This window comes from Nocardioides sp. cx-169 (genome assembly GCF_021083605.1).
GTDB lineage: Bacteria > Actinomycetota > Actinomycetes > Propionibacteriales > Nocardioidaceae > Nocardioides.
In genome coordinates this window covers 432,582-455,825 of sequence record NZ_JAJNRO010000004.1, presented here as the reverse complement: position 1 = coordinate 455,825, position 23,244 = coordinate 432,582, and the positions used below count along the sequence as shown (strand labels likewise).

The 23,244-nt window shown below is 70.9% G+C and carries 32 protein-coding genes and 1 tRNA gene; 10 read left to right on the top strand and 23 right to left on the bottom strand.

Features of this window, described 5'->3' with window-relative positions; genetic code table 11:
- Positions 1-3: 3 nt before the first annotated feature.
- Complete coding sequence (locus LRP67_RS07985; protein ID WP_231269639.1) at positions 4-822, bottom strand: ABC transporter permease; 819 nt, start codon at positions 820-822, stop codon at positions 4-6.
- Complete coding sequence (locus LRP67_RS07980; RefSeq protein ID WP_231269638.1) at positions 812-1,651, bottom strand: ABC transporter ATP-binding protein; 840 nt, start codon at positions 1,649-1,651, stop codon at positions 812-814. The genes LRP67_RS07985 and LRP67_RS07980 overlap by 11 nt, the downstream gene beginning before the upstream one ends.
- Before the next feature lie 383 nt (positions 1,652-2,034).
- Here LRP67_RS07980 and LRP67_RS07975 point away from each other — a divergent pair, with 383 nt between their 5' ends.
- Positions 2,035-2,700 carry a GntR family transcriptional regulator gene (locus tag LRP67_RS07975; RefSeq protein ID WP_231269637.1) on the top strand — a complete coding sequence of 222 codons (666 nt, stop codon included), beginning with the start codon at positions 2,035-2,037 and terminating at the stop codon, positions 2,698-2,700.
- Positions 2,701-2,733: 33 nt separating this feature from the next.
- A complete protein-coding gene (locus LRP67_RS07970) occupies positions 2,734-3,387 on the top strand; it encodes a response regulator transcription factor (RefSeq protein WP_231269636.1) in 654 nt (217 codons plus the stop codon).
- 21 nt (positions 3,388-3,408) lie between these two features.
- Here the strand turns inward: LRP67_RS07970 and LRP67_RS07965 are convergent, their stop codons facing one another.
- Genes LRP67_RS07965 through LRP67_RS07940 form a run of 6 tightly spaced genes read right to left on the bottom strand, consistent with a single transcriptional unit; the run spans position 3,409 to position 6,402 of the window.
- Complete coding sequence (locus LRP67_RS07965) at positions 3,409-3,732, bottom strand: co-chaperone GroES (RefSeq protein ID WP_231269635.1); 324 nt, start codon at positions 3,730-3,732, stop codon at positions 3,409-3,411.
- A 17-nt stretch (positions 3,733-3,749) separates the two neighbouring features.
- Positions 3,750-3,998: a DUF3618 domain-containing protein gene (locus LRP67_RS07960; protein WP_231269634.1), complete on the bottom strand. Its 249-nt coding sequence runs from the start codon at positions 3,996-3,998 to the stop codon at positions 3,750-3,752.
- Positions 3,995-4,750, bottom strand: coding sequence for an energy-coupling factor ABC transporter ATP-binding protein (locus tag LRP67_RS07955; protein ID WP_231269633.1), 756 nt, complete (start codon positions 4,748-4,750; stop codon positions 3,995-3,997). The genes LRP67_RS07960 and LRP67_RS07955 overlap by 4 nt, the downstream gene beginning before the upstream one ends.
- Positions 4,747-5,412 carry a cobalt ECF transporter T component CbiQ gene (gene cbiQ, locus LRP67_RS07950; protein WP_231269632.1) on the bottom strand — a complete coding sequence of 222 codons (666 nt, stop codon included), beginning with the start codon at positions 5,410-5,412 and terminating at the stop codon, positions 4,747-4,749. The genes LRP67_RS07955 and cbiQ overlap by 4 nt, the downstream gene beginning before the upstream one ends.
- Position 5,413: 1 nt before the next feature.
- Complete coding sequence (locus tag LRP67_RS07945) at positions 5,414-5,719, bottom strand: PDGLE domain-containing protein (protein ID WP_231269631.1); 306 nt, start codon at positions 5,717-5,719, stop codon at positions 5,414-5,416.
- Positions 5,716-6,402 carry an energy-coupling factor ABC transporter permease gene (locus tag LRP67_RS07940; RefSeq protein WP_231269630.1) on the bottom strand — a complete coding sequence of 229 codons (687 nt, stop codon included), beginning with the start codon at positions 6,400-6,402 and terminating at the stop codon, positions 5,716-5,718. Before LRP67_RS07940 ends, LRP67_RS07945 begins: the two co-directional genes overlap by 4 nt.
- Before the next feature lie 86 nt (positions 6,403-6,488).
- Between LRP67_RS07940 and bcp the strand changes: the two genes are divergently transcribed.
- The 3 genes from bcp to LRP67_RS07925 all read left to right on the top strand — a co-directional run bounded on the left by bcp (position 6,489) and on the right by LRP67_RS07925 (position 8,340).
- A complete protein-coding gene (bcp, locus tag LRP67_RS07935; RefSeq protein ID WP_231269629.1) occupies positions 6,489-6,965 on the top strand; it encodes a thioredoxin-dependent thiol peroxidase in 477 nt (158 codons plus the stop codon).
- Between the two features lie 39 nt (positions 6,966-7,004).
- A tRNA-Leu gene (locus tag LRP67_RS07930) sits at positions 7,005-7,086 on the top strand.
- A gap of 36 nt (positions 7,087-7,122) precedes the next feature.
- Complete coding sequence (locus LRP67_RS07925) at positions 7,123-8,340, top strand: PT domain-containing protein (protein WP_231269628.1); 1,218 nt, start codon at positions 7,123-7,125, stop codon at positions 8,338-8,340.
- Here LRP67_RS07925 and LRP67_RS07920 read toward each other — a convergent pair.
- Positions 8,337-8,915 (bottom strand): 1-acyl-sn-glycerol-3-phosphate acyltransferase, encoded by a 579-nt coding sequence (locus LRP67_RS07920; protein ID WP_231269627.1) that lies wholly within the window; start codon positions 8,913-8,915, stop codon positions 8,337-8,339. The genes LRP67_RS07925 and LRP67_RS07920 overlap by 4 nt on opposite strands.
- 59 nt (positions 8,916-8,974) lie before the next feature.
- Here LRP67_RS07920 and LRP67_RS07915 point away from each other — a divergent pair, with 59 nt between their 5' ends.
- Entirely contained in the window at positions 8,975-9,853 is an 879-nt protein-coding gene (locus tag LRP67_RS07915; RefSeq protein ID WP_231269626.1) for a bile acid:sodium symporter family protein, read from the top strand.
- Here LRP67_RS07915 and rdgB read toward each other — a convergent pair.
- The 4 genes from rdgB to LRP67_RS07895 are packed head-to-tail and all read right to left on the bottom strand — an operon-like array spanning position 9,823 to position 12,970.
- Complete coding sequence (gene rdgB, locus LRP67_RS07910) at positions 9,823-10,434, bottom strand: RdgB/HAM1 family non-canonical purine NTP pyrophosphatase (RefSeq protein ID WP_231269625.1); 612 nt, start codon at positions 10,432-10,434, stop codon at positions 9,823-9,825. The two genes, LRP67_RS07915 and rdgB, sit on opposite strands and share 31 nt — an antisense overlap.
- A 10-nt stretch (positions 10,435-10,444) precedes the next feature.
- Positions 10,445-11,164, bottom strand: coding sequence for a ribonuclease PH (gene rph / locus LRP67_RS07905; RefSeq protein ID WP_231269624.1), 720 nt, complete (start codon positions 11,162-11,164; stop codon positions 10,445-10,447).
- Positions 11,165-11,207: 43 nt separating this feature from the next.
- Positions 11,208-12,044 (bottom strand): ABC transporter permease, encoded by an 837-nt coding sequence (locus LRP67_RS07900; RefSeq protein ID WP_231269623.1) that lies wholly within the window; start codon positions 12,042-12,044, stop codon positions 11,208-11,210.
- A complete protein-coding gene (locus LRP67_RS07895) occupies positions 12,041-12,970 on the bottom strand; it encodes an ABC transporter ATP-binding protein (protein WP_231269622.1) in 930 nt (309 codons plus the stop codon). Before LRP67_RS07895 ends, LRP67_RS07900 begins: the two co-directional genes overlap by 4 nt.
- Before the next feature lie 130 nt (positions 12,971-13,100).
- Between LRP67_RS07895 and LRP67_RS07890 the strand changes: the two genes are divergently transcribed.
- Positions 13,101-14,261: a sensor histidine kinase gene (locus LRP67_RS07890; protein WP_231269621.1), complete on the top strand. Its 1,161-nt coding sequence runs from the start codon at positions 13,101-13,103 to the stop codon at positions 14,259-14,261.
- Positions 14,258-14,935 (top strand): response regulator transcription factor, encoded by a 678-nt coding sequence (locus LRP67_RS07885; protein ID WP_231269620.1) that lies wholly within the window; start codon positions 14,258-14,260, stop codon positions 14,933-14,935. Before LRP67_RS07890 ends, LRP67_RS07885 begins: the two co-directional genes overlap by 4 nt.
- On the opposite strand, the gene LRP67_RS07880 is transcribed toward LRP67_RS07885, so the two are convergent.
- Entirely contained in the window at positions 14,923-15,681 is a 759-nt protein-coding gene (locus LRP67_RS07880; protein ID WP_231269619.1) for an MBL fold metallo-hydrolase, read from the bottom strand. The genes LRP67_RS07885 and LRP67_RS07880 overlap by 13 nt on opposite strands.
- Complete coding sequence (gene murI / locus LRP67_RS07875) at positions 15,678-16,502, bottom strand: glutamate racemase (RefSeq protein ID WP_231244765.1); 825 nt, start codon at positions 16,500-16,502, stop codon at positions 15,678-15,680. Before murI ends, LRP67_RS07880 begins: the two co-directional genes overlap by 4 nt.
- A 79-nt stretch (positions 16,503-16,581) precedes the next feature.
- Here murI and LRP67_RS07870 point away from each other — a divergent pair, with 79 nt between their 5' ends.
- On the top strand, positions 16,582-17,601 hold the full coding sequence (locus LRP67_RS07870; RefSeq protein ID WP_231269618.1) for an alkaline phosphatase family protein: 1,020 nt from the start codon (positions 16,582-16,584) through the stop codon (positions 17,599-17,601).
- Here the strand turns inward: LRP67_RS07870 and LRP67_RS21815 are convergent.
- The 8 genes from LRP67_RS21815 to clpS are packed head-to-tail and all read right to left on the bottom strand — an operon-like array spanning position 17,598 to position 22,412.
- Positions 17,598-18,698 carry a DUF3152 domain-containing protein gene (locus LRP67_RS21815; RefSeq protein WP_231269617.1) on the bottom strand — a complete coding sequence of 367 codons (1,101 nt, stop codon included), beginning with the start codon at positions 18,696-18,698 and terminating at the stop codon, positions 17,598-17,600. The genes LRP67_RS07870 and LRP67_RS21815 overlap by 4 nt on opposite strands.
- A 30-nt stretch (positions 18,699-18,728) precedes the next feature.
- On the bottom strand, positions 18,729-19,676 hold the full coding sequence (locus tag LRP67_RS07860) for a PLP-dependent cysteine synthase family protein (protein ID WP_231244762.1): 948 nt from the start codon (positions 19,674-19,676) through the stop codon (positions 18,729-18,731).
- Positions 19,677-19,710: 34 nt separating this feature from the next.
- A complete protein-coding gene (locus LRP67_RS07855) occupies positions 19,711-20,265 on the bottom strand; it encodes an NYN domain-containing protein (RefSeq protein ID WP_231269616.1) in 555 nt (184 codons plus the stop codon).
- Between the two features lie 5 nt (positions 20,266-20,270).
- Positions 20,271-20,543, bottom strand: a complete 273-nt coding sequence (locus LRP67_RS07850; RefSeq protein WP_231269615.1) for a MoaD/ThiS family protein — start codon at positions 20,541-20,543, stop codon at positions 20,271-20,273.
- Between the two features lie 34 nt (positions 20,544-20,577).
- Positions 20,578-21,012 (bottom strand): Mov34/MPN/PAD-1 family protein, encoded by a 435-nt coding sequence (locus tag LRP67_RS07845; RefSeq protein ID WP_231269614.1) that lies wholly within the window; start codon positions 21,010-21,012, stop codon positions 20,578-20,580.
- Positions 21,013-21,030: 18 nt separating this feature from the next.
- A complete protein-coding gene (locus LRP67_RS07840) occupies positions 21,031-21,498 on the bottom strand; it encodes an NUDIX domain-containing protein (RefSeq protein WP_231269613.1) in 468 nt (155 codons plus the stop codon).
- Positions 21,499-21,516: 18 nt separating this feature from the next.
- Positions 21,517-22,101: a DUF2017 domain-containing protein gene (locus LRP67_RS07835; protein WP_231269612.1), complete on the bottom strand. Its 585-nt coding sequence runs from the start codon at positions 22,099-22,101 to the stop codon at positions 21,517-21,519.
- 2 nt (positions 22,102-22,103) lie between these two features.
- Positions 22,104-22,412: an ATP-dependent Clp protease adapter ClpS gene (gene clpS, locus LRP67_RS07830; protein WP_374107399.1), complete on the bottom strand. Its 309-nt coding sequence runs from the start codon at positions 22,410-22,412 to the stop codon at positions 22,104-22,106.
- Positions 22,413-22,437: 25 nt separating this feature from the next.
- Between clpS and LRP67_RS07825 the strand changes: the two genes are divergently transcribed.
- Positions 22,438-23,217, top strand: a complete 780-nt coding sequence (locus LRP67_RS07825) for an enoyl-CoA hydratase-related protein (RefSeq protein ID WP_231269611.1) — start codon at positions 22,438-22,440, stop codon at positions 23,215-23,217.
- Positions 23,218-23,244: the final 27 nt, after the last annotated feature.

The following is a 23,244-nucleotide window of genomic DNA, read 5'->3' as shown; positions in this document are numbered from 1 at the left end:
AATCTACCTTTCCCAGAAAATGACTCGCCGACGGAGGAATCGGACGAGTTGGTTGATGGTGACGCCCATGGCGGAGAGAATCATGAACACCGCGAACATGCCGGCGGTGTCATAGTTAGCCTGCATGGATTGCAGCAGCACCCCGACTCCCGACTGGGCACTGATGAATTCGGCGACAATCGCGCCAAGCGTCGCGTAGACCGCCACGAGCTCGACCGCCGCGAAAATCGACGGAAGGGCGGTGGGAAAGAGCAGTCGGAACCACAATTGTGTCCGGGATGCTCTCAGCGCGCGAAACAGTTCTAGCTGCTGAGGATTCACCCCGGCCACGCCACTCATGGTGTTGATGAGCACGGGGAAGAAGCAGATCAGTGCCGCCATGAGGACTTTGGTCTCGTACCCGAACCCCAGCCAGATGAGGAGGAGAGGAGCCAGCGCTACCTTCGGGATCCCCTGAATAGCGATGAGATACGGATAGAACATCCGCCGCGCCCAGGGAGAGGAGCCCAGGAGGAAGCCCAAGGTCACACCAAAGACAATTGCCAGGGCCAAGCCAGTCATGGCCTCCGCGAAAGTGACGTAAAGGTTTCGCGCTATGAGTTCGAGACGCTCGGCCGATGTGAACACCTCAAGAACGGAGCTCAATCTCGGGAAGATGAATTCTTTGACGTTGAGAGCAGGAGGCAAGAATTCCCACGTGCCCATGACTGCCAAGAACAGGATGACGGAACCGACCGGAAAACTACGCCGCCGCCCCGGCGGCGGCAGCTTCGTCTCGCCCTTGATATCGGACTCGGTGGCGGTGGTTTCACTAATCGACATGCGGATTCCCTGAGGACGTAAAGTGGGCGCGGATTCGTGCGCACGCGCGGGCGAACTCGACACTGTCCATGACGGCCACGTCGCGGTGCTGCGGAAGATCGATTTCGACGATCTCAACGATGCGTCCGGGCCGCGCTGACATGACGACGACCTGCTGAGACAGAAATACCGCCTCTGGGATGCTGTGCGTCACCAGAAGAGTGGTCGGCGACTCGACACGCCACAGTTCGTGAAGATCAAGGTTCATCTTCTCGCGCGTCATCGCGTCGAGAGCCCCGAAGGGTTCGTCAAGCAACAGCAGAGAAGGGTTCGTGAGCAGCGCCCGGCACATCGCCACGCGCTGCTGCATCCCCCCGGACAGTTCGCTTGGATACGACTTCTCGAAGCCCTCCAGGCCCGCGCGGACGAAAAGCTCTTTGACGCGGTCGTGATCCTGCTGCTTCGCTCTGCCTCGCACGGTGACCGGAAGCAGCGCATTCTTGAAGGCCGTCATCCACGGCAACAGGGTTGGCGACTGCAGCATGATGCCGCTGTCGTCCCGTGGACCGAGAACGCCTTCACCATCGATCTTGATCGCTCCCGCGGTCGCTGGGACCAAGCCCGCCACGCCCTTCAACAGGGTCGTCTTTCCGCAGCCACTCGGGCCGACGATCGCGACGAAACTGCCGGGGTCAATCGTTAGATCCAGGTCGGCCAGTGCGACCGTTCGGTCTCCCTTTTGGTTGGAGTAGGCGATCGTCAGGCCTTGGACGTCGACGCCTGCGCCCTGGGTGACGGAATGCCGCCCGACGTCGCCTGGCGCGACATCTGCACTTCGTTGGAGAGCCAAGGACTCTTCCTCCTTTTGGAGTGTGACGTGGGCTCATCCGACCCCTGCCGCGGAACAGTGGGGTCAGGTTCTGCCAACTGTCTACACATCTGACAGTAAGAGGCTAGGATTGCCGTGCGTCACTTCGGCCCGCGCTGCTCGTCGCACTCAGCGGAACGGGTGAGGGCCAGACGGAGGGGAAGACCCGCGGAGTGGGAGGACGGGGTCCACCGGCGAGCACGTGAGTGGGGCCGCCGTCAGCGGGACTCGGCCTGACCCGAATGTCCAGGACGCCCGACGCGTTCTGCGCGGACCACGCCAGCGTAGGACCCGCGAGCGCGCGGGCGAGCGCTGAAATTGACGATCGACATACCCCGAATCAGACCCGGGTACCCTTCGGGACCATGGGACACGGGGGGCAGCTACGGCTCACAACCGCACGAGACGTCGCCGAGAGCGCCCTGCGCGACCTCGTCCTGCAGGGCCACCTCGCGCCCGGTGAACGGATCAACGAAGTGCTTCTCGCCGAGGAGCTGGGCATCAGCCGTGGGCCGCTCCGGGAGGCGATCCAGGGGCTGGCGAGCGAGGGCCTCCTGCAGATGGTCCGGCACAAGGGTGCCTTCGTCACTGCGGTCGACTCCGTGGAGCTCCGCGAGTTGTACGAGCTGCGCCGCGCCCTCGAGTCCTTCTCCGCGCGCGTCTCCTGCGCCGCCGGCCGCGGGACGCGCACGCCCCAGCTGCTGGCGAACCTGGTCGCGCAGGCCGGCACGGCCATGGACGACGCGGTCCCCTACTCGCCGGACCTCGACTTCCACCACAGCCTCGTGGCGCTGGCCGACAACCAGTCGCTGCTCCGCACCTGGACCGACGTCCATACCCGGATCTCGCTGGCGCGGGGGCGGTCAGCCCGCCAGCCTGTCCGGGCACAGGAGGCCCTGGAGGAGCACCAGGAGATCGCGGAGGCCATCAGCCGGCGCCAGGGCGCGCGGGCATCGAAGCTGCTCGACAAGCACCTGTGGCGGTCCTACGAGAGCGCAGCGTCCCTGCTGGAGGAACCGTCCGGAACCTGACCCGGGCGGTGGACTCTGCGTAAACTCACGCCCGTGTCCTCACCCATCCGCCTGGCGATCGTCAACGACTACGAGATCGTGGTCCACGGCGTCGCGGCGGCGCTGGCGCCGCACCGTGACCGGGTCGAGGTCGTGGAGCTGGACTCGCGCCTGCCGGTCGTCAGCGACGTGGACGTGCTGCTCTACGACACGTTCGGCCAGGCGCAGGGTGACGCCGTCGACCTGGACCAGCTGGTGGCCGGTGGCAGCGCCCGGGTCGTCATCTTCACGTGGAACGTCCAGCCGGAGCTCATCGATCGCGCGCTCGCCCGCGGCGCGGCCGGCTACCTGTCGAAGGCGCTCACCGCCGAGGAGCTCGTCAAGAGCATCGAGGCGGTCCACGCCGGCAACACGGTGACCGCCGGCCTCGGCACCAACGGCGACGTGGTCGACACCATCGGCCGGTGGCCAGGAGTCGCCCACGGTCTCAGTGCCCGCGAGGCCGAGGTCGTCGCGCTCATCACGCAGGGACTCTCCAACCAGGAGATCGCCGACCGGTGCTATCTCAGCATCAACTCGGTGAAGACCTACGTGCGCACGGCCTACCGCAAGATGGAGGTCACCCGCCGGTCGCAGGCGGTGCTGTGGGGAATCGCGCACGGCTTCGCGCCCGACCGCAGCCGGACCCTCGACCCCAACTCGGACTGACCTCGCGCGCGAGCCCGCGGCCTACAGGTACAGCCCGGTCGTCTCGTCTGCGAGGCGGTCGGCCGCCACGGCGTGGACGTCGCGCTCGCGCATGACGACGTAGACCTCGCCGTGGACCTCGACCTCGGCCTTGTCCTCGGGGTCGAACAGGACGCGGTCGCCGGCCTCGACGGCGCGGGCGTGCGGGCCGACGGCGACGACCCGCGACCAGGCCAGGCGGCGCGCACCCATGGCGGCGGTGGCGGGGATGACGATGCCGCCGGAGGAGCGGCGCTCCCCCGAGTCATCGCCGATCTCACACAGGATGCGGTCGTGCAGCATCTTGATGGCGCGCTTCTCAGGCATGACAGGGCTCCGCAGCTTCAGCCGGCGACCTTGCGGATGACGACGAAGAGCGCGACCACCCCGACGACACCGCCGACGACCTTGAGGATGTTGTCGGTGCGGGGCTGGCCGGTCGCCGGGTCCACGAAGTGGGCCTTGAGCGTCGCGACCTCGCGGCCGGCGATGGTCTTGGGACTGGCTCGGTAGAGGAGCTCGTCGATCGTGCCCGCCAGGCGCTCGCGGGTCGCTTCGATCTCGGCCTCGAGGGCAGACGGGTCGGTGCTCACCCCGGAAGGCTATCAATGGTCCGGGGGTCGAACCCGAACGGGAGCTCCAGGCGGTGGGCGCGCATCAGCGCGTCGTCGGTGAGCACGTCGTAGGTGGCGTCGTCGGCGACCACGTGGCCGTCGCTGAGGATGACCGCGCGGGGGCACAGCTCGAGGGCGTAGGGCAGGTCGTGGGTGACCATCAGGACGGTCACGTCGAGCGAGCGCAGGATGTCCACGAGCTCGCGGCGCGAGGCCGGGTCGAGGTTGGACGACGGCTCGTCGAGGACCAGGATCTCCGGCTCCATGGCCAGCACGGTGGCGACCGCGACCCGGCGACGCTGGCCGAACGAGAGATGGTGCGGCGGGCGGTCGGCGAAGTCGGCCATGCCCACCATGTCCAGCGCGGCCATGACCCGGGCCTCGAGAGCCGCGCCCTTGAGGCCGAGGTTGGCGGGGCCGAACGCGACGTCCTGGCGCACCGTGCCCATGAAGAGCTGGTCGTCGGGGTCCTGGAAGACGATGCCGACGCGGCGGCGGATCTCGGCGAGATTGCCCCTCTCCACCGGGACCCCGCTGACGGCCACGGTGCCGGCGCCCGCGGTGAGGATCCCGTTGAGGTGCAGGACCAGCGTGGTCTTGCCGGCACCGTTGGGCCCGAGCAGCGCCACCCGCTCGCCGCGGTGGACGTGCAGGTCCACGCCGAACAGCGCCTGGTGCCCGTCGGGGTAGGCGTACGCCAGGCCGCTGACCTCGAGCACCGGGGTGGTCACGGGAGCCGCCCGGTGTAGCCGCGCGACAGCATCGCGAGGTGGACCCGCTCGCCGCGCTCGTAGGAGCGGATGAACAGCGCGCCCAGAGTGCGGGCGAGCGTCGGCCAGCTCCGGGGGGAGCGCGGGTCCATCCCGCGAGATCGCATGGACACCATCATCCGCCCCAGGTCGGCGGTGACGACGTCGAGGTAGCGGATCATGAACCCCATGATCTGCACGACCAGGTCGGGCACGTGGAGCCGACGCAGTCCCACGAGCACGTCGGTCGGCTCGGTCGTGGCCGCGAGCGTCAGGGACGCCATGACGCCGAGGGTGCCCTTGGCGAGCAGGCCCCAGGCGGCGACCAGCCCCGACTCGGAGACGCTCAGGCCGAGCACCTCGACGCGCGGGCCTGTCGCGATGAAGGGCACCAGCACCGCGAAGACCACGAACGGCACCTCGATGACCATGCGTCGTACGACGTAGAGGAGCGGGACGCGCGAGAGCAGGATGACGGCGAGGACGACGAGGAGATACCCGGCGAAGACCGGGTACCAGCCGCGCGGAGTCGCGACGACGGTGAGCATGAACGCCACCAGCGCCAGGACCTTCACGTGGGCGGGCGCCCGGTGGACGGCGCTGTGGCCGTGGAAGAACAGCCGGTGTCCGTGACCGGCGCCCACGTCAGCCCGCCGAGTCGGCCGGGGTGCGGCGGCGTACGGCGTAGGCCACTCCCCCGGCGATGACGAGCACGAGGAGGACTCCCACGACCCCCGCGAGGCCGCCGCTCAGCCGCTCGTCCTCCACCCCGGACGTCTGGTAGTCCGCGAACGGGCTGTCGCCGGTCTTCGGGTCCTCGGCGGAGTCGATGAACCCGGTCTGCTCGGCGACGTACTCGAGCCCGTCGGGGTGGGCGCTGGCGTAGTAACTGCCGACGCTTGCGAGCAGCAGGGCGGTGAGCAGCCCGACGACGAAGAATCGGGTCCTCATGCGACGGTCTTACGGATCTCGAGCTTCGCGACAGGCACCAGATGGCGAGCCCCGTGGACCAGGTCGGGGCGAGCGGCGACCACGGAGGCGACGACCAGCCCGGTGACCAGCGCCTCGCCGACGCCGATGACGGTGTGCCAGCCCAGCATCGCCGCGAGGACCGCGCCGGTGTCGACGGGCGCCGTGCCGCCGATCACGAAGAGCAGGGTGAAGACGGCCGCCGCCGCGGGCACGGAGACCAGCGCGCCGATGGCTGCGGCGGGTGCGACCGACGCCGTACGCCGGGGCAGCACCGCGGCGACCAGGCGGAAGACCGCGTAGCCCACGAAGCAGCCGACCAGGCCCATGAGCGTGATGTTGGTGCCGAGGGCGGTGACCCCGCCGTCGGCCATGAACAGCGCCTGGACCAAGAGCACCACGCTGAGACAGAGGGCGCCGGTCCAGGGACCGACGAGCACCGCTGCCAGCGCGCCGCCGAGCAGGTGACCGCTCGTGCCCGCGCCCACCGGGAAGTTGATCATCTGCCCGGCGAAGATGAAGGCGGCGACGAGACCGGCCATCGGGGCGGTCCGGTCGTCAAGCTCCCCGCGAGCCTTGCGGAGCGCCACCGCGACCCCGCCCGCAGCGATCACGCCGGTGACCACGGAGGTCGGTGCGTCGAGGAAGCCGTCGGGCACATGCATTGCGATGTCTCTCGTCGATGGAGTCGCTAGATTGGCTGCATCGACACTTTACGCTATTGCACATCCCTCGCAACAAGGAGCCCTTCGTGCCCGAGACCGCCCGCCTCTCCCCCGGCGACGCCGCCCCCGACTTCACCCTGACCGACGACACCGGCGCCGAGGTCTCGCTGTCCGCCCTGCGCGGCCGCAAGGTCATCGTGTACTTCTACCCGGCCGCGATGACGCCGGGCTGCACCAAGCAGGCCTGCGACTTCACCGACTCCCTCGAGTCCCTCGAGGCTGCCGGCTACGAGGTGCTGGGCATCTCGCCGGACAAGCCCGAGAAGCTCGCGAAGTTCCGCGAGAAGGACGCCCTCACGATCCGGCTGCTCTCGGACGCCGACAAGTCGGTCATGACGGCCTACGGCGCCTTCGGCGAGAAGTTGCTCTACGGCAAGGTGGTCCAGGGTGTCATCCGCTCGACCTTCGTGGTGGACGAGGACGGCAAGGTCGAGAAGGCGCAGTACAACGTCAAGGCCACCGGCCACGTCGCCAAGCTGCGGCGCGACCTCGCCCTCGACTGACGGATCCGCGCTGCCGGTTCCTAGACTGTGCGCGCACCCGCCGGAGTGGTGGAACTGGCAGACACGCAGGTTTTAGGTACCTGTGCCTTCGGGCGTGGGGGTTCAAGTCCCCCCTCCGGCACGGGTGGCCAGCCACAGACGAACAGAGAAGGTACCCATGGAGCTCCACGAGACCCTCCGCGAGCTCGCCGCCACGTCGGGGCCGGGTGTCTTCGAGGACGCGGACCTGCTCCGCGGTGTGCTCGACGACTACCTCGACGAGGACGCCGCCTCGACCGGTGAGCTCAACCTGCTCGTCGACGCCGTGCGCCTGGGCGCCTTCCGGATGATGCTCTCCACGATCGACAGCGGCGCCCAGCCGGCGCGGGCCGTCGAGACGGCCGGTGACGTGCTGGCCCGCGACCGCGGCACGACCGACGTCGCCGCGACGCGGTGGGCGTGTGCGGTCCTCGGGTACGCCGTGGGCCGGGTCGGTGACGCCGATGTCCGCCGGTTCGAGCGGCCGACCAGCCAGTCGCGGCCCAGCGCCCCGCCGCCGGCACCGCCGACGTGGGGGCCGCCCGTCCCGTCACCGGTCCAGTCATCGGGCCACTCACCCGTCCAGTCACCGTGGCAGCCGCCGCCGGCCGCGCCGCCGCACCAGCCGCCGTACGCACCCGCCGGCTACCCGGGCTCCTACCCCGCGGGCCCGCCCGTGAAGCCGAAGCGGACCGGTCTGCTCGTCGCGATCGGCGCCGTGGTGCTCGTCGTCGTGGCCGGGGTCCTGACCGCCGTACTGCTGGTCTCGGGTGACGACGACGGCAAGGACTCGGCCGACGACCAGACCAGCAGCACCGGCGAGCCCACCACCGACCAGACGGTCGAGCCCACCGACGAGCCCACCGACGAGCCCACCGAGGTGCCCACGGAGGTGCCGGCGGGAGCGATCGAGGGCAGCGGCTACTACTTCACGCCGCCCGAGCGCTGGACCGACGTCACCGACGAGGTCGTCGCCCGCGACGACGCGGGCCAGACCGACGTGGCGCTCGGGTGGGGCAACTCCTTCGACGCCGCGCGCGCCAACATCATCGTCGAGACCGGCTTCGCCGGCGGCGAGACCGACCCCGAGGTGCTCCGCCCGACCTGGGAGCGGAACATGGCCGGCGCCACCGGCGCCACCCCCGAGGACAACGGCACGACCGAGATCGACGGCGAGACCGCGGTCGGGGTGCTGATCGCCCGGATCAACGAGAACGACGTCCCGATCGAGCAGTTCGGCTACCTCACCATCCACGACGGCGACCTCTACTCGGTGATCCTGTCCACGCAGGCGGGCGACAAGGACGCCCAGGCGGCCTTCGAGGAGCTGCTCGAGACCTGGACCTGGACGACCTAGACGCCCTCCTCGCGCAGCCGGGGCTCGGTGGCCAGCTCGGGGTGGATCCCGGTCTTGTCGGCATAGAAGGCGCGGACCCGGTCCATGTCGGCGACCACGTCCCCGCTGAGCTCGAAGGTCGGGCCCCAGCCCACCGTGCGGCTGGGTGCGTCGACGAACGCGAGGGTCACCGGGATGCCGGTCTGTCGGGAGATCCGGTAGAAGCCGGACTTCCAGTAGTCGGCGCGACCACGGGTGCCCTCGGCGGCGAGCCCGAGCAGGAACGCCTCGTCACTCGCGGCGTCGGCCAGCAGCGCGCGGATGGTGGCGCCGGGGTTGTCCCGATCGAGGGCCACGGCGCCCGTGGCGCGCATGAGGACGCCGAGCGGGCCCTTGAAGAACGACTGCTTGACGAGTAGCCGGATCTGGACGCTGCTGTCCCAGGCGAGCAGCATCGTGAGGACCCAGTCCCAGTTGGAGGTGTGCGGGGCGCCGACCAGGATCCCCCGGCTCGGCACCTGCCCGACGGTCTTCCAGCGGGCCGCCCTCAGGGCCACGCGCGCGAACGTCCTGCGGAGGAGAAAGGGTCGACCCATCTCGAGAACGTACCGCTCGATCCGGTGTGACGAGCGCCACACCCCGCTAGGGTCCGCGCATGGACTCCGCACTGACCGAGATCGGCTTGCCCATCGCCCTCGCCATCGTCATGTTCGGACTCGGGCTGGACCTCACGCTCTCCGACTTCCGCCGGGTCGGCAAGCACCCCAAGGCAGTCCTCGTCGCGCTGGGCTGCCAGCTCGTGCTGCTGCCGGCGGTCTGCTTCGGGCTCGTCGTGCTCTTCGACCTCTCGCCGTTCCTGGGCATCGGCATGCTCCTGCTTGCCGCGTCACCCGGCGGCACGACCGCGAACCTGTTCAGCCACCTCTTCCGCGGCGACGTGGCGCTCAACATCACGCTGACCGCGATCAACTCGATCGTCGCCATCGCGACGCTGCCGCTGATCACCAACCTCGCGATCGACTACTTCGACGAGAACGAGACGGTCTCCATGCCGCTCGAGGAGGTGGTCAAGGTCTTTGCGCTGATCCTGGTGCCGACGAGCCTCGGGATGCTGACCCGCGCCCGCCGGTCGTCGTTCGCGGCGGCGATGGACAGGCCCGTCCGCCTCGCCTCCGCGGTCATCCTCGCCGTCCTCGTGCTCGGCATCCTGCTCGCCGAGAAGGACAACGTCGGCGGCTACTTCGCCGACGTCGGTCTCATCGCGGCGGTGTTCTGCGCGATCAGCCTCGTCGTCGGGTACGTCGTCCCGCGCGCCTTCGGCGTCACCGAGGGCCAGGCGATCGCGTCGTCGTTCGAGATCGGTGTCCACAACGGGACGCTCGCGATCTTCGTCGCGGAGAACATCCTGGAGGTGAACGCGATCGCGATCCCTGGCGCGATCTACTCGCTCATCATGATCTTCCTGGCGGCCGCGTGGGGCGTGCTGATCAGCCGCCGGGTGGGTCAGCGGGAGGCGAGCAGGGTCGCCAGCTGAGGGGCGATCTCGCGCAGCGCCCGTCCCCGGTGGGAGATCGCGTCCTTGGCGGCGCGGTCGAGCTCGGCGGTCGTGCGCCCGGGATGGTCGTCGGCGACGAAGAGCACGTCGTAGCCGAAGCCCCCGCTCCCCCGCGTCTCGCGGATGACCCGCCCGTCCATCCGCCCCTCGACGACCAGCTCCCGGCCGTCCGGGTGGCAGAACGCCACGGCGCAGACGAAGTGCGCGCCACGCCGATCGTCGGGTACGTCGGAGAGCTGGGCCAGCAGGAGCTCGTTGTTGCGGGCGTCGGATTTGGGGGGCCCGGACCAGCGGGCGGACAGCACACCCGGCATGCCGTTGAGCGCGTCGACGCACAGGCCGGAGTCGTCGGCGATCGTGGGCAGGCCGGTCACCGCGGCGCCGGCCCGCGCCTTGAGCAGCGCGTTGCCCGTGAAGGTCGGCGCGTCCTCGACCGGCTCGTCGTAGGCCGGCACGTCGTCGAGGCCGACGACCTCCACCTCACCGAGGTGCTCGGCGAGGATGCGCTGCATCTCCTCCAGCTTCTTGGCGTTGCGCGAGGCCAGGAACACCCGGGTCATGCCGGTCCCCTCATGCCAGCGCGTCGAGCTGCATGCGGGTCAGGTCGGCGCAGCCCTTCTCGGCCAGTGCGAGCAGGCCGTCGAGCTCGGCCCGGTCGAACGGCGCACCCTCGGCGGTGCCCTGCACCTCGACGAACCTGCCGTCGCCGGTCATGACGACGTTCATGTCGGTCTCGGCGCGGACGTCCTCGACGTAGGGCAGGTCCAGGCGCGGGGCCCCGTCGACGATGCCGACGCTGATGGCGGCCACCGAGCCGGTGAGCGCCTGCGGCACACCGAGGTGCGCGCACGCGTCGACGAGCGCGACGTAGGCGCCGGTGATCGCGGCGGTGCGGGTGCCGCCGTCGGCCTGCAGCACGTCGCAGTCGATCTGGATGGTGTTCTCCCCGAGCGCCTGGTAGTCGATCACGGCGCGCAGCGAGCGGCCGATCAACCGGCTGATCTCGTGGGTGCGACCGCCGATGCGGCCCTTGACCGACTCGCGGTCCGAGCGGGTGTTGGTCGCCGCCGGGAGCATCGCGTACTCCGCCGTGACCCAGCCCAGGCCCGACCCCTTGCGCCAGCGCGGTACGCCGGTCGAGGCCGACGCCGCGCACAGCACCTTGGTCCTGCCGAACTCGATGAGCACCGAGCCGGCCGCGTGGTCGAGCCAGTTGCGGGTGATCGTGACCGGGCGGAGCTCGTCGTCGGCGCGGCCGTCGACGCGGGGCGGGTGCGGGAGAGACGTCATGCGCCCGACCCTAGTGGGGGCCGGGCGCATGACGAGGAGGCGGCTACTTCGGCTCGGAGGCCAGCACCCGCCGGGTGCCGATGATCAGCGGCGTGACCACCCAGATCAGCACGGTGACCAGCAGCCTCAGGCCGTCCATCGCCGTGGCGTCGTCGCCGGGGTCGAGGAACGGCCCCATCGCGTACTGCATGTCGATCCACGGGATCAGGTCCTGCGCCCAGTCGAAGAGCGCGTACAGCGTGCTGTAGACGAGCAGGGGCAGCAGCAGCGCGACGACGTAGAAGACGGCGATCGACGCGGGGGTGCTGAGGAGGACGGTGCCGAACGCGTAGGCCATGAGGAAGTAGAGGAGCTGGCTCAGGATCGTCAGCGCGAGCATCTCCAGGTCCAGGTTCCACTCGGGACTGTTGCCGTCCATGGCTGCGGCCACGACGTTGCCCACAGCCCCCAGGACCAGCGCGACGACGATCGTCGCGACGGCGAGGAGGACCACCGCGCCGACCTTGGCGAGCAGGACGCGGACCCGGTGCGGCTCGAGCGCGAAGGTCACGAGACCGGTGCGCTGGCTCCACTCGCTGGTCACCGCGAGGATCGGAAAGACCGGGAGCAGCAGCGAGAGCGGGATCGTCAGGATCTGGGAGAAGCCGTCGGCGCCGATCGTGAGGTCGTCCTCGGTGAGGCCGACCACCAGCAGGACGAGGGCGACCGTGAGGACGAGCAGGATCCCGGTGGCGATCATGAGCCAGAACCCGCTGCGCGTGTCCACCATCTTGCGCCACTCCACCCGCACCAGGCGGCTGAACGGGACGGGGGCGGTCTGGCTGATGTCGAGAGTGGGCGTGGGGGCGGGGGCCGGCCGGCCCGATTCGATGGTGCTCATGCGGTGGCTCCTAGCTGGGTCGCGGCGTCGGGGTGACCCTCGCGCTGCGTGTCGGAGGTGAGCTCGAGGAAGAGGTCCTCCAGGCCGGCGCCACCAGAGCGCAGGTCGGTGAGGACGATGCCGTGCTCCATGGCCGTCCGGCCGACCTCGACCGCCTCCGCGCCGACCCTCAGGCCGTCGCCGGCCGGCGACACCGACAGCTGCTTGGCGCCGAGGGCGGCCGCCAGCTTGTCGTTGTCGAGCGACGTCACCAGCGTCGAGGCCGCGGCGCCGTCGGCGAGCAGCGTCTTCTTGTCGCCCTGGGCCACGATCCGGCCGCGGCCGATGAGGATCATCTCGTCGGCGATCTGCTCGACCTCGTGCAGCAGGTGGCTCGAGAGCAGGACCGTGCCGCCGCGCTCGGCGTAGCCGCGCAGCAGGCCGCGCATCCAGCGGATGCCGGCCGGGTCCAGGCCGTTGGCCGGCTCGTCGAGGATCAGCACCGACGGGTCACCGAGCAGGGCGTGCGCGATGCCGAGGCGCTGGCGCATGCCCAGGGAGTAGTTGCGCAGCCGCCGCTTCGACTCCTCGTCGCTGAGCGAGACGAGCGCGAGCATCTCGTCGACGCGCGAGGAGGGCAGGCCCATGGTGGTGGCGCCCAAGGTGAGGATCTCGCGCCCGGTGCGCCCGGCGTGCTGGGCGGAGGCGTCGAGGAGCACCCCCACGTGCAGGCCGGGGTTGGGGATGTCCTCGTACCGGTGCCCGCCGATGGTGACCCGGCCCTGGGTCCCGGGGGTCAGGCCGACCATCACGCGCATGGTGGTGGTCTTGCCGGCGCCGTTGGGCCCGAGGAAGCCGGTCACGCGACCGGGCTGGGCTACGAAGCTGACGTCGTCGACGGCGGTGAAGGCGCCGTACCTCTTGGTGAGATGTTCTACGGAGATCATGAGCCCCACCCTGCCGCATGCCGGACCGCGGCGGTATCGGCCACGCGGCGCCCCGGCGATGACCAAAGTAGGGGGTGCGGCGCGACCCCGGCCTCCTGCCGTCGCCCGCGGTGCCGCCTACGCTGCCGGTGTGGAGGGGCCAGCACCGGAGACCTATCAGCCGCCGCTGACCTGGTGGGGGCACACCTGGCGACTGCTCGTGACGCTCTCGCTCAGCGCCGCCGTCTGGGTGGCCTACGCCGAGACGCAGGCCACCCAGGTGCCGATCCTCTTCTACGTCGACGTGGCGGTCGGCGTGGCCGCATACGTGCTGATGTTCTTCCGGCGGCGCTGGCCACTCTCGATCGCGCTGGTCACCAACGTCATGGGCGCCGTGTCCGGCATCGCCCAAGGACCGGCCACCCTCGCCTCCGTGTCGCTGGCGACCCGACGCGTGCTGTGGCACGTCGCCCTCGTCGCCGTGCTGGGTCTGGTGACGTCCGTGATCTACACCGAGACCCAGCCGAGCATCACCAACGACCCGCTGTGGGTCTCCCTGGTCGCCGCCGTGCTCGCCATCGCGGCCAGCATGGGCTGGGGCATGTTCATCGGCTCGCGCCGCGAGCTGCTCTGGACGCTGCGCCAGCGCGCGGAGCGGGCCGAGGCCGAGCAGGAGCTGCGGGTCGCGCAGTCCCGCGCCACCGAGCGCGCCCGAATCGCCCGGGAGATGCACGACGTGCTCGCCCACCGGATCTCGCAGATCTCCATGCACGCCGGCGCCCTGAGCTTCCGCGGGGACCTGGACGCCGACGCGATGCGCGAGAGCGCCGCGGTGATCCGCGACCAGGCCCACGAGGCCCTCACCGACCTGCGCGGCGTGCTCGGGGTGCTGCGCGACGACACCGGGACGGCGCTGAGCGCGCCGCAGCCGACGTACGCCGACGTGCCCGGCCTCGTGACCGACTGCCGCGCGGAGGGCCTGGCGGTGACGCTCGTGGACCGGGTCACGGGTGAGCAGCAGGTGCCCGACGCCGTCGGGCGAACGCTCTACCGGATCGTGCAGGAGGGCATCACCAACGCCCGCAAGCACGCCCCCGGCTCGCGGCTGACGATCACCGTGTCCGGAGGTCCGGACGAGGGCGTCGACATCACGCTGCGCAACCCGATCGGCTTCGGGCCGACAGCCACCCCGGGCGCGGGGCTCGGGCTGGTGGGGTTGGCCGAGCGAGCCACCCTGGGCGGCGGTCGGCTGGAGCATCGGACCGACCGCGGCTTCTTCGAGCTCCGCGCCTGGCTACCGTGGGCCGCATGACTCCCCCGGTGCGCGTCCTCGTCGTGGACGACGACCCTCTCGTCCGCTCGGCCCTGGGCCTGATGCTGGGCGGGCAGGCGGGCGTCGAGGTCGTCGGCGAGGCCGCCGACGGGCGGGCCGGCGTCGCGCTCGCACGTGAGCTGTGCCCCGACGTCGTCCTGATGGACATCCGGATGCCGCGCCTCAACGGGCTCGACGCCACCCAGGCACTGCGCGCCGACGCGTCACCACCGCGCGTCATCGTGCTGACCACCTTCGACGCCGACGAGCACGTGCTGGGCGCGGTCGCCGCCGGGGCCGACGGGTTCCTGCTCAAGGACACCCCGCCCGCCCAGATCCTCGACGCGATCCGCACGGTAGCGGCCGGCGAGCCGATCCTGTCGCCCTCGGCCACCCGCACCCTGATCGACCGGGTCCGCACCCAGTCCGCCGACGGCCGCGCCGCGGAGGCCCAACAGCGGCTCGCCCTGCTCACCGACCGCGAGCGCGACGTCGCCCTCGCCGTCGGCCGCGGTCTCAGCAACGCCGAGATCGCCACCTGCCTGCACCTGTCGGTCCCCACGGTCAAGGCGCACGTGTCCCGGCTGTTCGAGAAGCTCGGCACCACCAACCGCGTGCAGATCGCGATCTGCGTCCACGACGCCGGGGCCCTCGACGAGGGTCAGAGCTCGTAGACGGCGCCCGGGCGGGCCAGCTCGACCGGACCGGCGTAGGACGTGCGGGCCTCGGTGAGGGCGGTCTGCCTGTCGAACCACGGCGGGATGTGGGTGAGGACGAGGCGCTCGGCGCCGGCGCGGGTGGCGGCGGCGCCGCAGTCGGTGCCGGTGAGATGCAGGTCGGGCGGGTTGTCGTCCTCCGAGCGGAAGGAGGCCTCGGCGAGCAGCAGCTGCACCTCCGAGGCGACCCGGTCCAGGCCCTCGCACGGACCGGTGTCCCCGCTGTAGCCGACCGTCGCGCCGCCGGCGGTGATCCTCAGGCCGTAGGCGGTCACCGGGTGCTCCACCGGGACGGCGACGACCGAGAAAGGCCCCACCTCGAACGGCTCCTCGGTGAAGGCGCGGAAGTCGAACTCCTCGGTCATCCCCGGGTCGGTCGGCAGGTCGTAGGCGCGGGCCATGCGGTCGGCAGTGCCGTCGGGACCGAAGACCGGGATGCGCGGTTGCGGACCGGTGGGGTGGTACTTGCGCATCACGTAGTAGCCACACAGGTCGAGGCAGTGGTCGGCGTGCAGGTGGCTCACGAGCACCGCGTCGATGCCGAGCGGGTCGACGTAGCGGTGCAAGTGCCCCAGGGCGCCGTTGCCGAGCTCGAGCAGGACGCGCCAGGTCCGGCCAAGCGCCTCCTGCTCGAGCAGGTAGCAGGAGGCAGCGGAGTCGGGTCCGGGATACGACCCGGAGCAGCCGATGACGGTCAGCTTCACGCGAGCCCCCCGGCGAACTGGCTGGCGGCCACCATCTCCGGGCCGAGGAAGCGACGGCCGATCGTCTCGAACTCGTCCGGGGAGCCGGTCGTCACGAACGAGTACGACGGCGTGCCGCTCTCGCGCATCAGGCCGGTGCCGACCAGCATCTTGTAGACGTCCTTGGCGCACTCCTCGGCGCTGCTCACGAGCGTGACGTCGTCGCCCATGACGTAGGAGATGACGCCGGTGAGCAGCGGGTAGTGGGTGCAGCCAAGGATCAAGGTGTCGACGCCGGCGGCCGACAGCGGGTCGAGGTACTCGTGGGCGACGGCCAGCAGCTCGTCGCCGCCGGTCACCCCGGCCTCGACGAAGTCGACGAAGCGGGGGCAGGCCTGCGTCGTGAGCTGGACGTGCGGCGCCGCCGCGAAGGCGTCGTCGTAGGCCATCGACTCCGCGGTGGCCGAGGTGCAGATGACCCCGATCCGGCCGGTGCGGGTGGCGGCGACCGCACGACGGGTGGCCGGGTAGATCACCTCGACGACCGGCACGCTGTAGCGCTCGCGGGCATCGCGCAGCATGGCGGCGCTGGCGGAGTTGCAGGCGATGACCAGGGCCTTGACGCCCTCGTCGACCAGGTGGTCCAGGCACTCCAGCGCGTACTCACGCACCTCGCCGATGGGCTTGGGGCCGTAGGGCTGACGCGCGGTGTCGCCGACGTAGCGGATCGACTCGTGCGGCAGCTGGTCGATCACCGACCGCGCGACCGTGAGCCCGCCGAAGCCCGAGTCGAAGATCCCGATGGGACCCTCGCGCGGGTCGACGTCGGTGAGTGGCGGCACGACACAGAGCGTAGGTGCTGCGATGGCTCACCGCACGAACTGGCGACGGAGGTCACGTCACGGCGGTTAGGCTCGGATCATGCCCGCTCGGGCGAGACTCGTCGCCTCGTTCCTCGTCGTGCCGCTGCTGGCCCTCGTGCCGGCGGCCACGACCACGCACCCGAGCGCCTCCCGTACGGCGGTCGAGGAGACGGCGGCGGTGACGCCGGGCGTGCGGGTGCTGGCCGTCTCCATCGACGGGCTGAACCCCACCGCCCTGACCCGGCTGGGCCGCACGGCGCTACCGCACTTCTGGCGCCTGCTCGACGAGGGCGCCACGACCCTCAACGCGCGCACGCAGTACGAGCTGACCAAGACGCTGCCCAACCACACGAGCATGGTCACCGGGCGCCGGATCGCCCGGCGCGCGGGCGGGCACGGCGTGAGGTGGAACTACGAGCGCGGAGCCGCCACGGTGCAGAAGGCGGCCGGCGAGCCGGTCCACTCGGTCTTCAGCGTCGTGCGGCGCGCGGGCGGGTCGAGCGCGCTGTTCTCGACGAAGGGCAAGTTCCGGCTCTTCAAGCGCTCCTGGCCCGCGGGCGTGGACCGGATCTTCGTGCGCGAGCAGGACGACCTCGCCGTGACGAAGGCGGCCGCCGCGGACCTGGTCGCCCGACGCCGGGCCTTCACCTTCGTGCACCTCGGGCTGGCCGACCAGGCCGGCCATGCCCACGGCTTCATGTCGCCGGCCTACCTGCGTGCCGTCGACCGTGCCGACGCGCTGCTCGGCCGACTGCTCCGGGCGATCGGGCGGAAGGTCGGCGGCGTCGTCGTGCTGACCGCCGATCACGGCGGCCTCGGGCCGAGCCACTTCCAGGTCGCCCAGCTGGGCGACTACCGGATCCCCTTCGTGGTCTGGGGCCCCGGCGTCCAGCACGGCGACCTGTACGCCATGAACCCGACGTACGCGAACCCGCGGCGCACACGCCCGCGCCCGGTAGGCCGGCAGCCGGTCCGCAATGGCGACCTGCCCAACCTGGTCACCGACCTGCTCGGGCTGGGCCCCGTGCCCGGCAGCCAGTTCAACGTCCGGCAGCGCCTGCGGGTCCTGGCGGACTAGCGCAGCTCGCCGGCCGTCGGCCAGGGGTTGAACCGGCAGCCGTCGAGGCCCTTCGACTGCTGCATCATCACGGGCGCCGGTCGGCCTCGGCCCGGGCAGCCGGCGTGCCCCTTGCCCAGCCAGTGGCCGGTCTCGTGGTTGACCACCATGTGCCGGTAGCCGCGTAGTGGGCCGTGCGCGCGGTTCCACGCGGGCGACGCGTGCTTCCAGCGCAGCTGGTTGATGACGACGTAGCGGCCGACCCGGCAGCTCCACTGGCTGCTGCAGACCGGCGAGAACGCCGGCACCCGCGACGCCTCGGCCAGCACCAGCGTGAACGAGCCGCCCCGCGCCACGGGCAGGAACCGCACGCCTTTGCCACGCCAGCCGCGCGGGTCTTCGTAGGTCTCCTGGGCCAGCCGGCGGAAGTCCCGCAGGCTCGTCGTGATCGCGCCCCGCGTCTCGACGTGGTAGGTCACGGTGCGGCGGACGTCGACGCGGTGGCCCACCGGCCGCGTGCGGGGAGAGAGCGCGGCGGCCGGGTGGTAGCCGACCGCACGCACGGTGACCTGGACGCGGACGTGACGCCCGACGTCCTCGGGTGCGTAGGTGTAGCGACGAGCCGTGGCACCGGGGATGGGCCTCCCGCCGCGCAGCCACTGGTACGTCGTGCGGCCGGGCTCGCTGGACCAGTGCCCGCGCGATGCCTCGACCGTGCGCGTGAACCGCTGGGTGCCGACGACAGCCGGCGGGCGGCGGCTGACCAGGCGGCCCCGGGCCACCGGAGCCGTCGGCTGCGAGGTGGCCACCTCCGAGTGCCCGTCGGCGTCGGTGGCGACCACCCGCACCGTGAGGCGGTGGCGCAGGTCCTCGGGACGGATCCGATAGCTCCGGGCCGCCGCGCCGGGGATGAGTCGGTCGTCGCGCAGCCACCGGTAGGCGGCGCTCACGTCCTCGGGCACCCAGGTGCCCGGCGTCGACGTCACCACCGTGCCCACCACGGCCTCCCCCACCACCTCGGGCGGTGTCGCGTTGACCACCGGGTCGGCGTGCGCCGCGACCGGCACGAGCAGGCCGAGCGTGGTCACGACCGAGAGCAGAGCGGCACGGAGGAGCACCTGATCACGCTAACCCGGCTGGGGGGCCGCTCACGCCCAGAGCTGGCCCTCGAGACGGTCCTCGGCCTCGTCGACGGTGCCCTCGTAGGCGCCGGTGGAGAGGTACTTCCAGCCGCCGTCGCAGACGACGAACGCGATGTCCGCGCTCTCGCCGGCCTTGACCGCCTTGGCCGCCTGGCCGAGCGCCGCATGCAGGATCGCCCCGGTGGAGATGCCCGCGAAGATGCCCTCGAGCTCCAGCAGCTCGCGCACGCGACGCACGGCGTCGCGTGGGCCGACCGAGAAGCGGGAGTCGATGAGCGAGGCGTCGTACAGCTCGGGGACGAAGCCCTCATCGAGGTTGCGCAGGCCGTAGACGAGCTCGCCGTAGCGGGGCTCGGCGGCGACGATGCGGACCTCGGGCTTGGCCTCGCGGAAGTAGCGGCTGACGCCCATGAGCGTCCCGGTGGTGCCCAGCCCCGCGACGAAGTGCGTGATCGACGGCAGGTCGGCGAGCAGCTCCGGGCCGGTCCCCTCCTGGTGCGCGAGGGCATTGGCGTCGTTGCCGTACTGGTAGAGCATCACCCAGTCGGGGTGCTCGGCGGCGACCTGCTTGGCCACGCGCACGGCCTCGTTGGACCCGCCGGCGGCCGGTGAGGAGATGATCTCGGCGCCCCACATCCGCAGCAGCTGGCGGCGCTCCTCCGAGGTGTTCTCGGGCATGACGCACACGATGCGGTAGCCCTTGAGCTTGGCGGCCATGGCCAGCGAGATGCCGGTGTTGCCCGAGGTCGGCTCGAGGATGGTGCAGCCGGGGCGCAGCAGGCCGTCCTTCTCCGCCTCCTCGATCATCTTCAGGGCCGGGCGGTCCTTGATCGAGCCGGTGGGGTTGCGGTCCTCGAGCTTGGCCCACAGGCGTACGTCGGGGCTCGGCGACAGCCGCGGGAGGCCGACGAGCGGCGTGTTGCCGACTGAGGCCAGCAGGTTGTCGTAGCGCATGGTTCTCAGGATGCCCTTCGGTGTGGCGGAGCGACTAGCGCAGGAAGCGCTCGGGGTCGAAGTCCTCGAGGTCGATGATCCGGACGCGCGGCAGCGGCACGTTGAAGGCGTGGACGTCGTCCTCGAGGTCGTGGACCTCGATGTCGAGGTCGGAGTACTGGATGCTGACGTACTCGTCGAGCCCGACCACCCCGACGCGGCGCTCGCCGCCGAGCAGCTGCGACATCTGCGGCACGAAGTCGGCGTCGTGGCTGACGAGCAGGACGTCGTCGTCGTGACCGACCAAGGCCTCGAGGGTGCGCTGGATCCCGACGTCCACGACCTTCTGGTCGCTGCGCCCGGCCAGTGGGATCGGCCGGTAGTCCATCGCCAGAAGCGCCTGGATGAAGCTGCCGGGCAGCTGGCCGTTGGTGGCGTTGAGGAAGAACAGCCCGACGACGGGCTGGCCCCACTCGGCCTCGGCGTAGGCCGTGACGCGCTCCCAGCGCGGGCGCTCCTCGGGCAGCGGCCGCCGGCCGAGGAGGGAGTTGCCGAGCGTGGCGTCGATGTTCTCCCCGTCGACGAGGACGAAGGTACGACGGCCCGGCACGGGGATCAGCCCCCGGCGACCGCGGGGAGCACGACGACCTGGTCGCCGTCGCTGAGCGCGGCCTCCAGGCCGCCGATGAAGCGGACGTCCTCGTCGTTGATGTAGACGTTGACGAAGCGGCGCAGGTCGCCGTCATCGATCAGCCGGTCCTTGATCCCGGGGTGGCTCGCCTCGAGGTCGTCGATCAGCGCGCTCAGGCTCGCGCCCTCACCGGTGACGGCCTTCTCGCCGTCGGTGTAGGTGCGCAGGATGGTGGGGATCCGGACCTCGATGGCCATGGGTGAGACTCCTCGGGAGGTGCTGTTCGACGTTTCAGATGGTGGTGAGCTGGGGGACGACGACGACCTCTTCCTCGGTCACGTCGCCGTCGATGATCCTGTAGGACCTGAACTCCACGGCGCCGTCGTTATTCCCGTGCTCGCGCGTGCTGACCAGCACATAGTGGGCGTTCGGCTCCTGCGCCAGTCCGATGTCGGTGCGGCTGGGGTACGCCTCGGTGGCGGTGTGCGAGTGGTAGATCACCACGGGCTCCTCGTCACGCGCGTCCATGTCGCGGTAGAGCCGCAGCAGGTCCGTGGAGTCGAACTCGTAGAACGTCGGACTGCCGGCGGCATTGACCATCTCTACGAGCCGCTCGGGACGGTCGCTGCCCTCGGGGCCCGCGACGATGCCGCACGCCTCGTCGGGGTGGTCCCGCTTGGCGTGCGCGACGATCGCGTCGTACGTCGCCTGGTCGATGGTCAGCACCGCTCCAGGGTAGAGGGCTCAGGAGACGAACCGGGCCCCGGTCTCACCCGACAGCCCGGCCTCGATGCGGCTCGTCAGCCACGGGCTCATCTCGGGGAGCCCGTCGAGCGGCCACCACCGGACGTCGGTGTTCTCGTCGTCGGCGACACGGGCCTCGCCGGCGAGCCAGGTGCAGGCGAAGGTCAGGTCGAGGTAGATGCCCCTGTCTCCGTTGGCGTGCGTGATCGGCGGGCTGACGCTCACGGAGGCAAGACGGTCGACGCTGACCTCCACACCGGTCTCCTCCAGGGCCTCGCGACGTGCCGCGACCCCGGGCTCCTCACCTGGGTCCACGATGCCCGTCACCGGGGCCCACTGGCCGTTGTCGGCACGCAGCGTGAGCAGCAGGTGGTCGTCGCGGACGATGACCGCGGTGACGCCGGGCAGCCAGAGCTGGTGGTCGCCGACCATCGCGCGCAGCTCGAGGACGAAGGGTGGGATCGGCATGCCCCCGATCCTCGCCCATCAGCGGCTGAGCGCGTCGACCAAGGTCTCCTGGAGGTAGCCCACCCACTCGTAGATGTCGTGCGCCTGAGAGCGCGGGTCCTCCTCAGGCAGCTCGTACCAGTACGCCTCGTCGCCGTCCTCGATCCCCAGCCGGCTGGCGAGCGCGAGCCGGACGTCGGTGAAGGAGCGCATCCAGGTCTCGGCGGTCGGCTCGTCGAGCTCGACGTCGATCATCAGCCCGTCCTCGGTGAGCTGCTCGGGCAGCCCCGCCTCCTCGAGGGTGTCGATCACGGTGCACGCCGCGGCGGCCTTGCCGTCGCGCAGGGCGCCCTCGGTGAACCGCCGGAACTCCGCGGCCGCCTCCTCGTCGGCGGGGTAGGCCGTCGGGAAGAGCCGCGCCAGGACCGGGTCCTCGGGCTCCGTGGTCGGGCCGGAGAAGTCCAGCATCGCCTCGAACGGGTCCCGGTCCTCGCGAGGTACGGCGGACTCGTTGCGCAGGAGCTCGACCAGCTGGGAGGCCAGGGAGCGCAGCAGGTCGGCCTCGAAGCCGGTGAAGTTCGCGATGACCAGCCTGCTGCGCCGGTGCCGCGTGAAGCCGCTCACCCCTACTCGGACTTCTGGAGAGTGGCCCACAGGCCGTACTCGTGCATGGCCTGGACGTCGCGCTCCATCTCCTCGCGGGTGCCCGTGCTGACGACCGAGCGGCCGTCCTCGTGGACCTCCATCATCAGGTTCTCGGCCTTGGACTTGTCATAGCCGAAGTACTTCTGGAACACGTAGGTGACGTAGGACATCAGGTTGACCGGATCGTTCCAGACGACGGTCACCCACGGTGTGGCCAGGACCGTGATCTCGTCGGCAACGAGATCCTTCTCGGTGTCTGGCTCGACCTCGACGGGACTGGGAGCGGACACGGATCCATGGTGGCACACTCCCGCCATGGCCTCAGACAAGGACCTGCAGGTCCGCCTCGACGACGGCGCCCTCTGGCTCACGATGGACCGGCCCGACGTCCTGAACGCGATGAGTCCCACGATGGCCGGCGACCTGGCGCGACTGCTCGAGGAGGCGGTCGGACGCGAGGACGTGCGGGTCGTGGTCCTGGCCGGCGCCGGCGCCGCGTTCAGCGCCGGCGCCGACATCTCCGGCGCGGACGCCCACGAGCGGTTCGACGTGCGCGCCATGGACGCGGCCAACCGGATCATCCGCGCCGTCGTCGCCCTGGACAAGCCGGTCGTCGCGGCCGTGGGCGGCATCGCCGCGGGCGTCGGCTGCTCGGTCGCGCTGGCCTCGGACCTCGTGGTCGCCGCGGACTCCGCGACCTTCCTGCTGGCCTTCGCCCGGATCGGCTTCATGCCCGACGGCGGCGCCTCGGCGAGCGTCGCCGCCTCCATCGGCCGGGCCCGGGCGATGCGGATGGGGCTGCTCGCCGAGCCGCTCTCCGCGCAGGAGGCGTACGACGCCGGGCTGGTCACCCACCTCGCGACCGACGAGGACCTCCCGGCGGTGGTCGAGCGGATCGTGCGGCGACTCGCGGCCGGCCCACCCCTCGCGCTGGCCGCCACCAAGCGTGCGATCAACGCCGCCACGCTCACCCAGCTCGAGCCGGCCCTCGAGCGCGAGCGCACCGGCCAGAGCCTGCTCATGCGCACCGCCGACGCCGCCGAGGGCATGCGCGCCTTCGGCGAGGGTCGGCGGCCGGTCTTCCGCGGCGAGTAGCGGCGGGTGGATGGATCCCGCCACCCA

Bases quoted from the DNA above. Each gene is read 5' to 3' on its own strand.
- LRP67_RS07945 (WP_231269631.1), bottom strand. From the start codon at position 5,719: ATGAGGACCCGATTCTTCGTCGTCGGGCTGCTCACCGCCCTGCTGCTC.
- rph (WP_231269624.1), bottom strand. From the start codon at position 11,164: ATGACGTCTCTCCCGCACCCGCCCCGCGTCGACGGCCGCGCCGACGAC.
- LRP67_RS07885 (WP_231269620.1), top strand. From the start codon at position 14,258: ATGACTCCCCCGGTGCGCGTCCTCGTCGTGGACGACGACCCTCTCGTC.
- LRP67_RS07965 (WP_231269635.1), bottom strand. From the start codon at position 3,732: ATGCCTGAGAAGCGCGCCATCAAGATGCTGCACGACCGCATCCTGTGT.
- LRP67_RS07985 (WP_231269639.1), bottom strand. From the start codon at position 822: ATGTCGATTAGTGAAACCACCGCCACCGAGTCCGATATCAAGGGCGAG.
- LRP67_RS07920 (WP_231269627.1), bottom strand. From the start codon at position 8,915: ATGGGTCGACCCTTTCTCCTCCGCAGGACGTTCGCGCGCGTGGCCCTG.
- LRP67_RS07850 (WP_231269615.1), bottom strand. From the start codon at position 20,543: ATGGCCATCGAGGTCCGGATCCCCACCATCCTGCGCACCTACACCGAC.
- LRP67_RS07940 (WP_231269630.1), bottom strand. From the start codon at position 6,402: ATGCATGTGCCCGACGGCTTCCTCGACGCACCGACCTCCGTGGTCACC.
- LRP67_RS07975 (WP_231269637.1), top strand. From the start codon at position 2,035: ATGGGACACGGGGGGCAGCTACGGCTCACAACCGCACGAGACGTCGCC.
- LRP67_RS07925 (WP_231269628.1), top strand. From the start codon at position 7,123: ATGGAGCTCCACGAGACCCTCCGCGAGCTCGCCGCCACGTCGGGGCCG.
- LRP67_RS07915 (WP_231269626.1), top strand. From the start codon at position 8,975: ATGGACTCCGCACTGACCGAGATCGGCTTGCCCATCGCCCTCGCCATC.
- LRP67_RS07825 (WP_231269611.1), top strand. From the start codon at position 22,438: ATGGCCTCAGACAAGGACCTGCAGGTCCGCCTCGACGACGGCGCCCTC.
- LRP67_RS07895 (WP_231269622.1), bottom strand. From the start codon at position 12,970: ATGATCTCCGTAGAACATCTCACCAAGAGGTACGGCGCCTTCACCGCC.
- LRP67_RS07860 (WP_231244762.1), bottom strand. From the start codon at position 19,676: ATGCGCTACGACAACCTGCTGGCCTCAGTCGGCAACACGCCGCTCGTC.
- LRP67_RS07840 (WP_231269613.1), bottom strand. From the start codon at position 21,498: ATGCCGATCCCACCCTTCGTCCTCGAGCTGCGCGCGATGGTCGGCGAC.
- rdgB (WP_231269625.1), bottom strand. From the start codon at position 10,434: ATGACCCGGGTGTTCCTGGCCTCGCGCAACGCCAAGAAGCTGGAGGAG.
- LRP67_RS07870 (WP_231269618.1), top strand. From the start codon at position 16,582: ATGCCCGCTCGGGCGAGACTCGTCGCCTCGTTCCTCGTCGTGCCGCTG.
- LRP67_RS07900 (WP_231269623.1), bottom strand. From the start codon at position 12,044: ATGAGCACCATCGAATCGGGCCGGCCGGCCCCCGCCCCCACGCCCACT.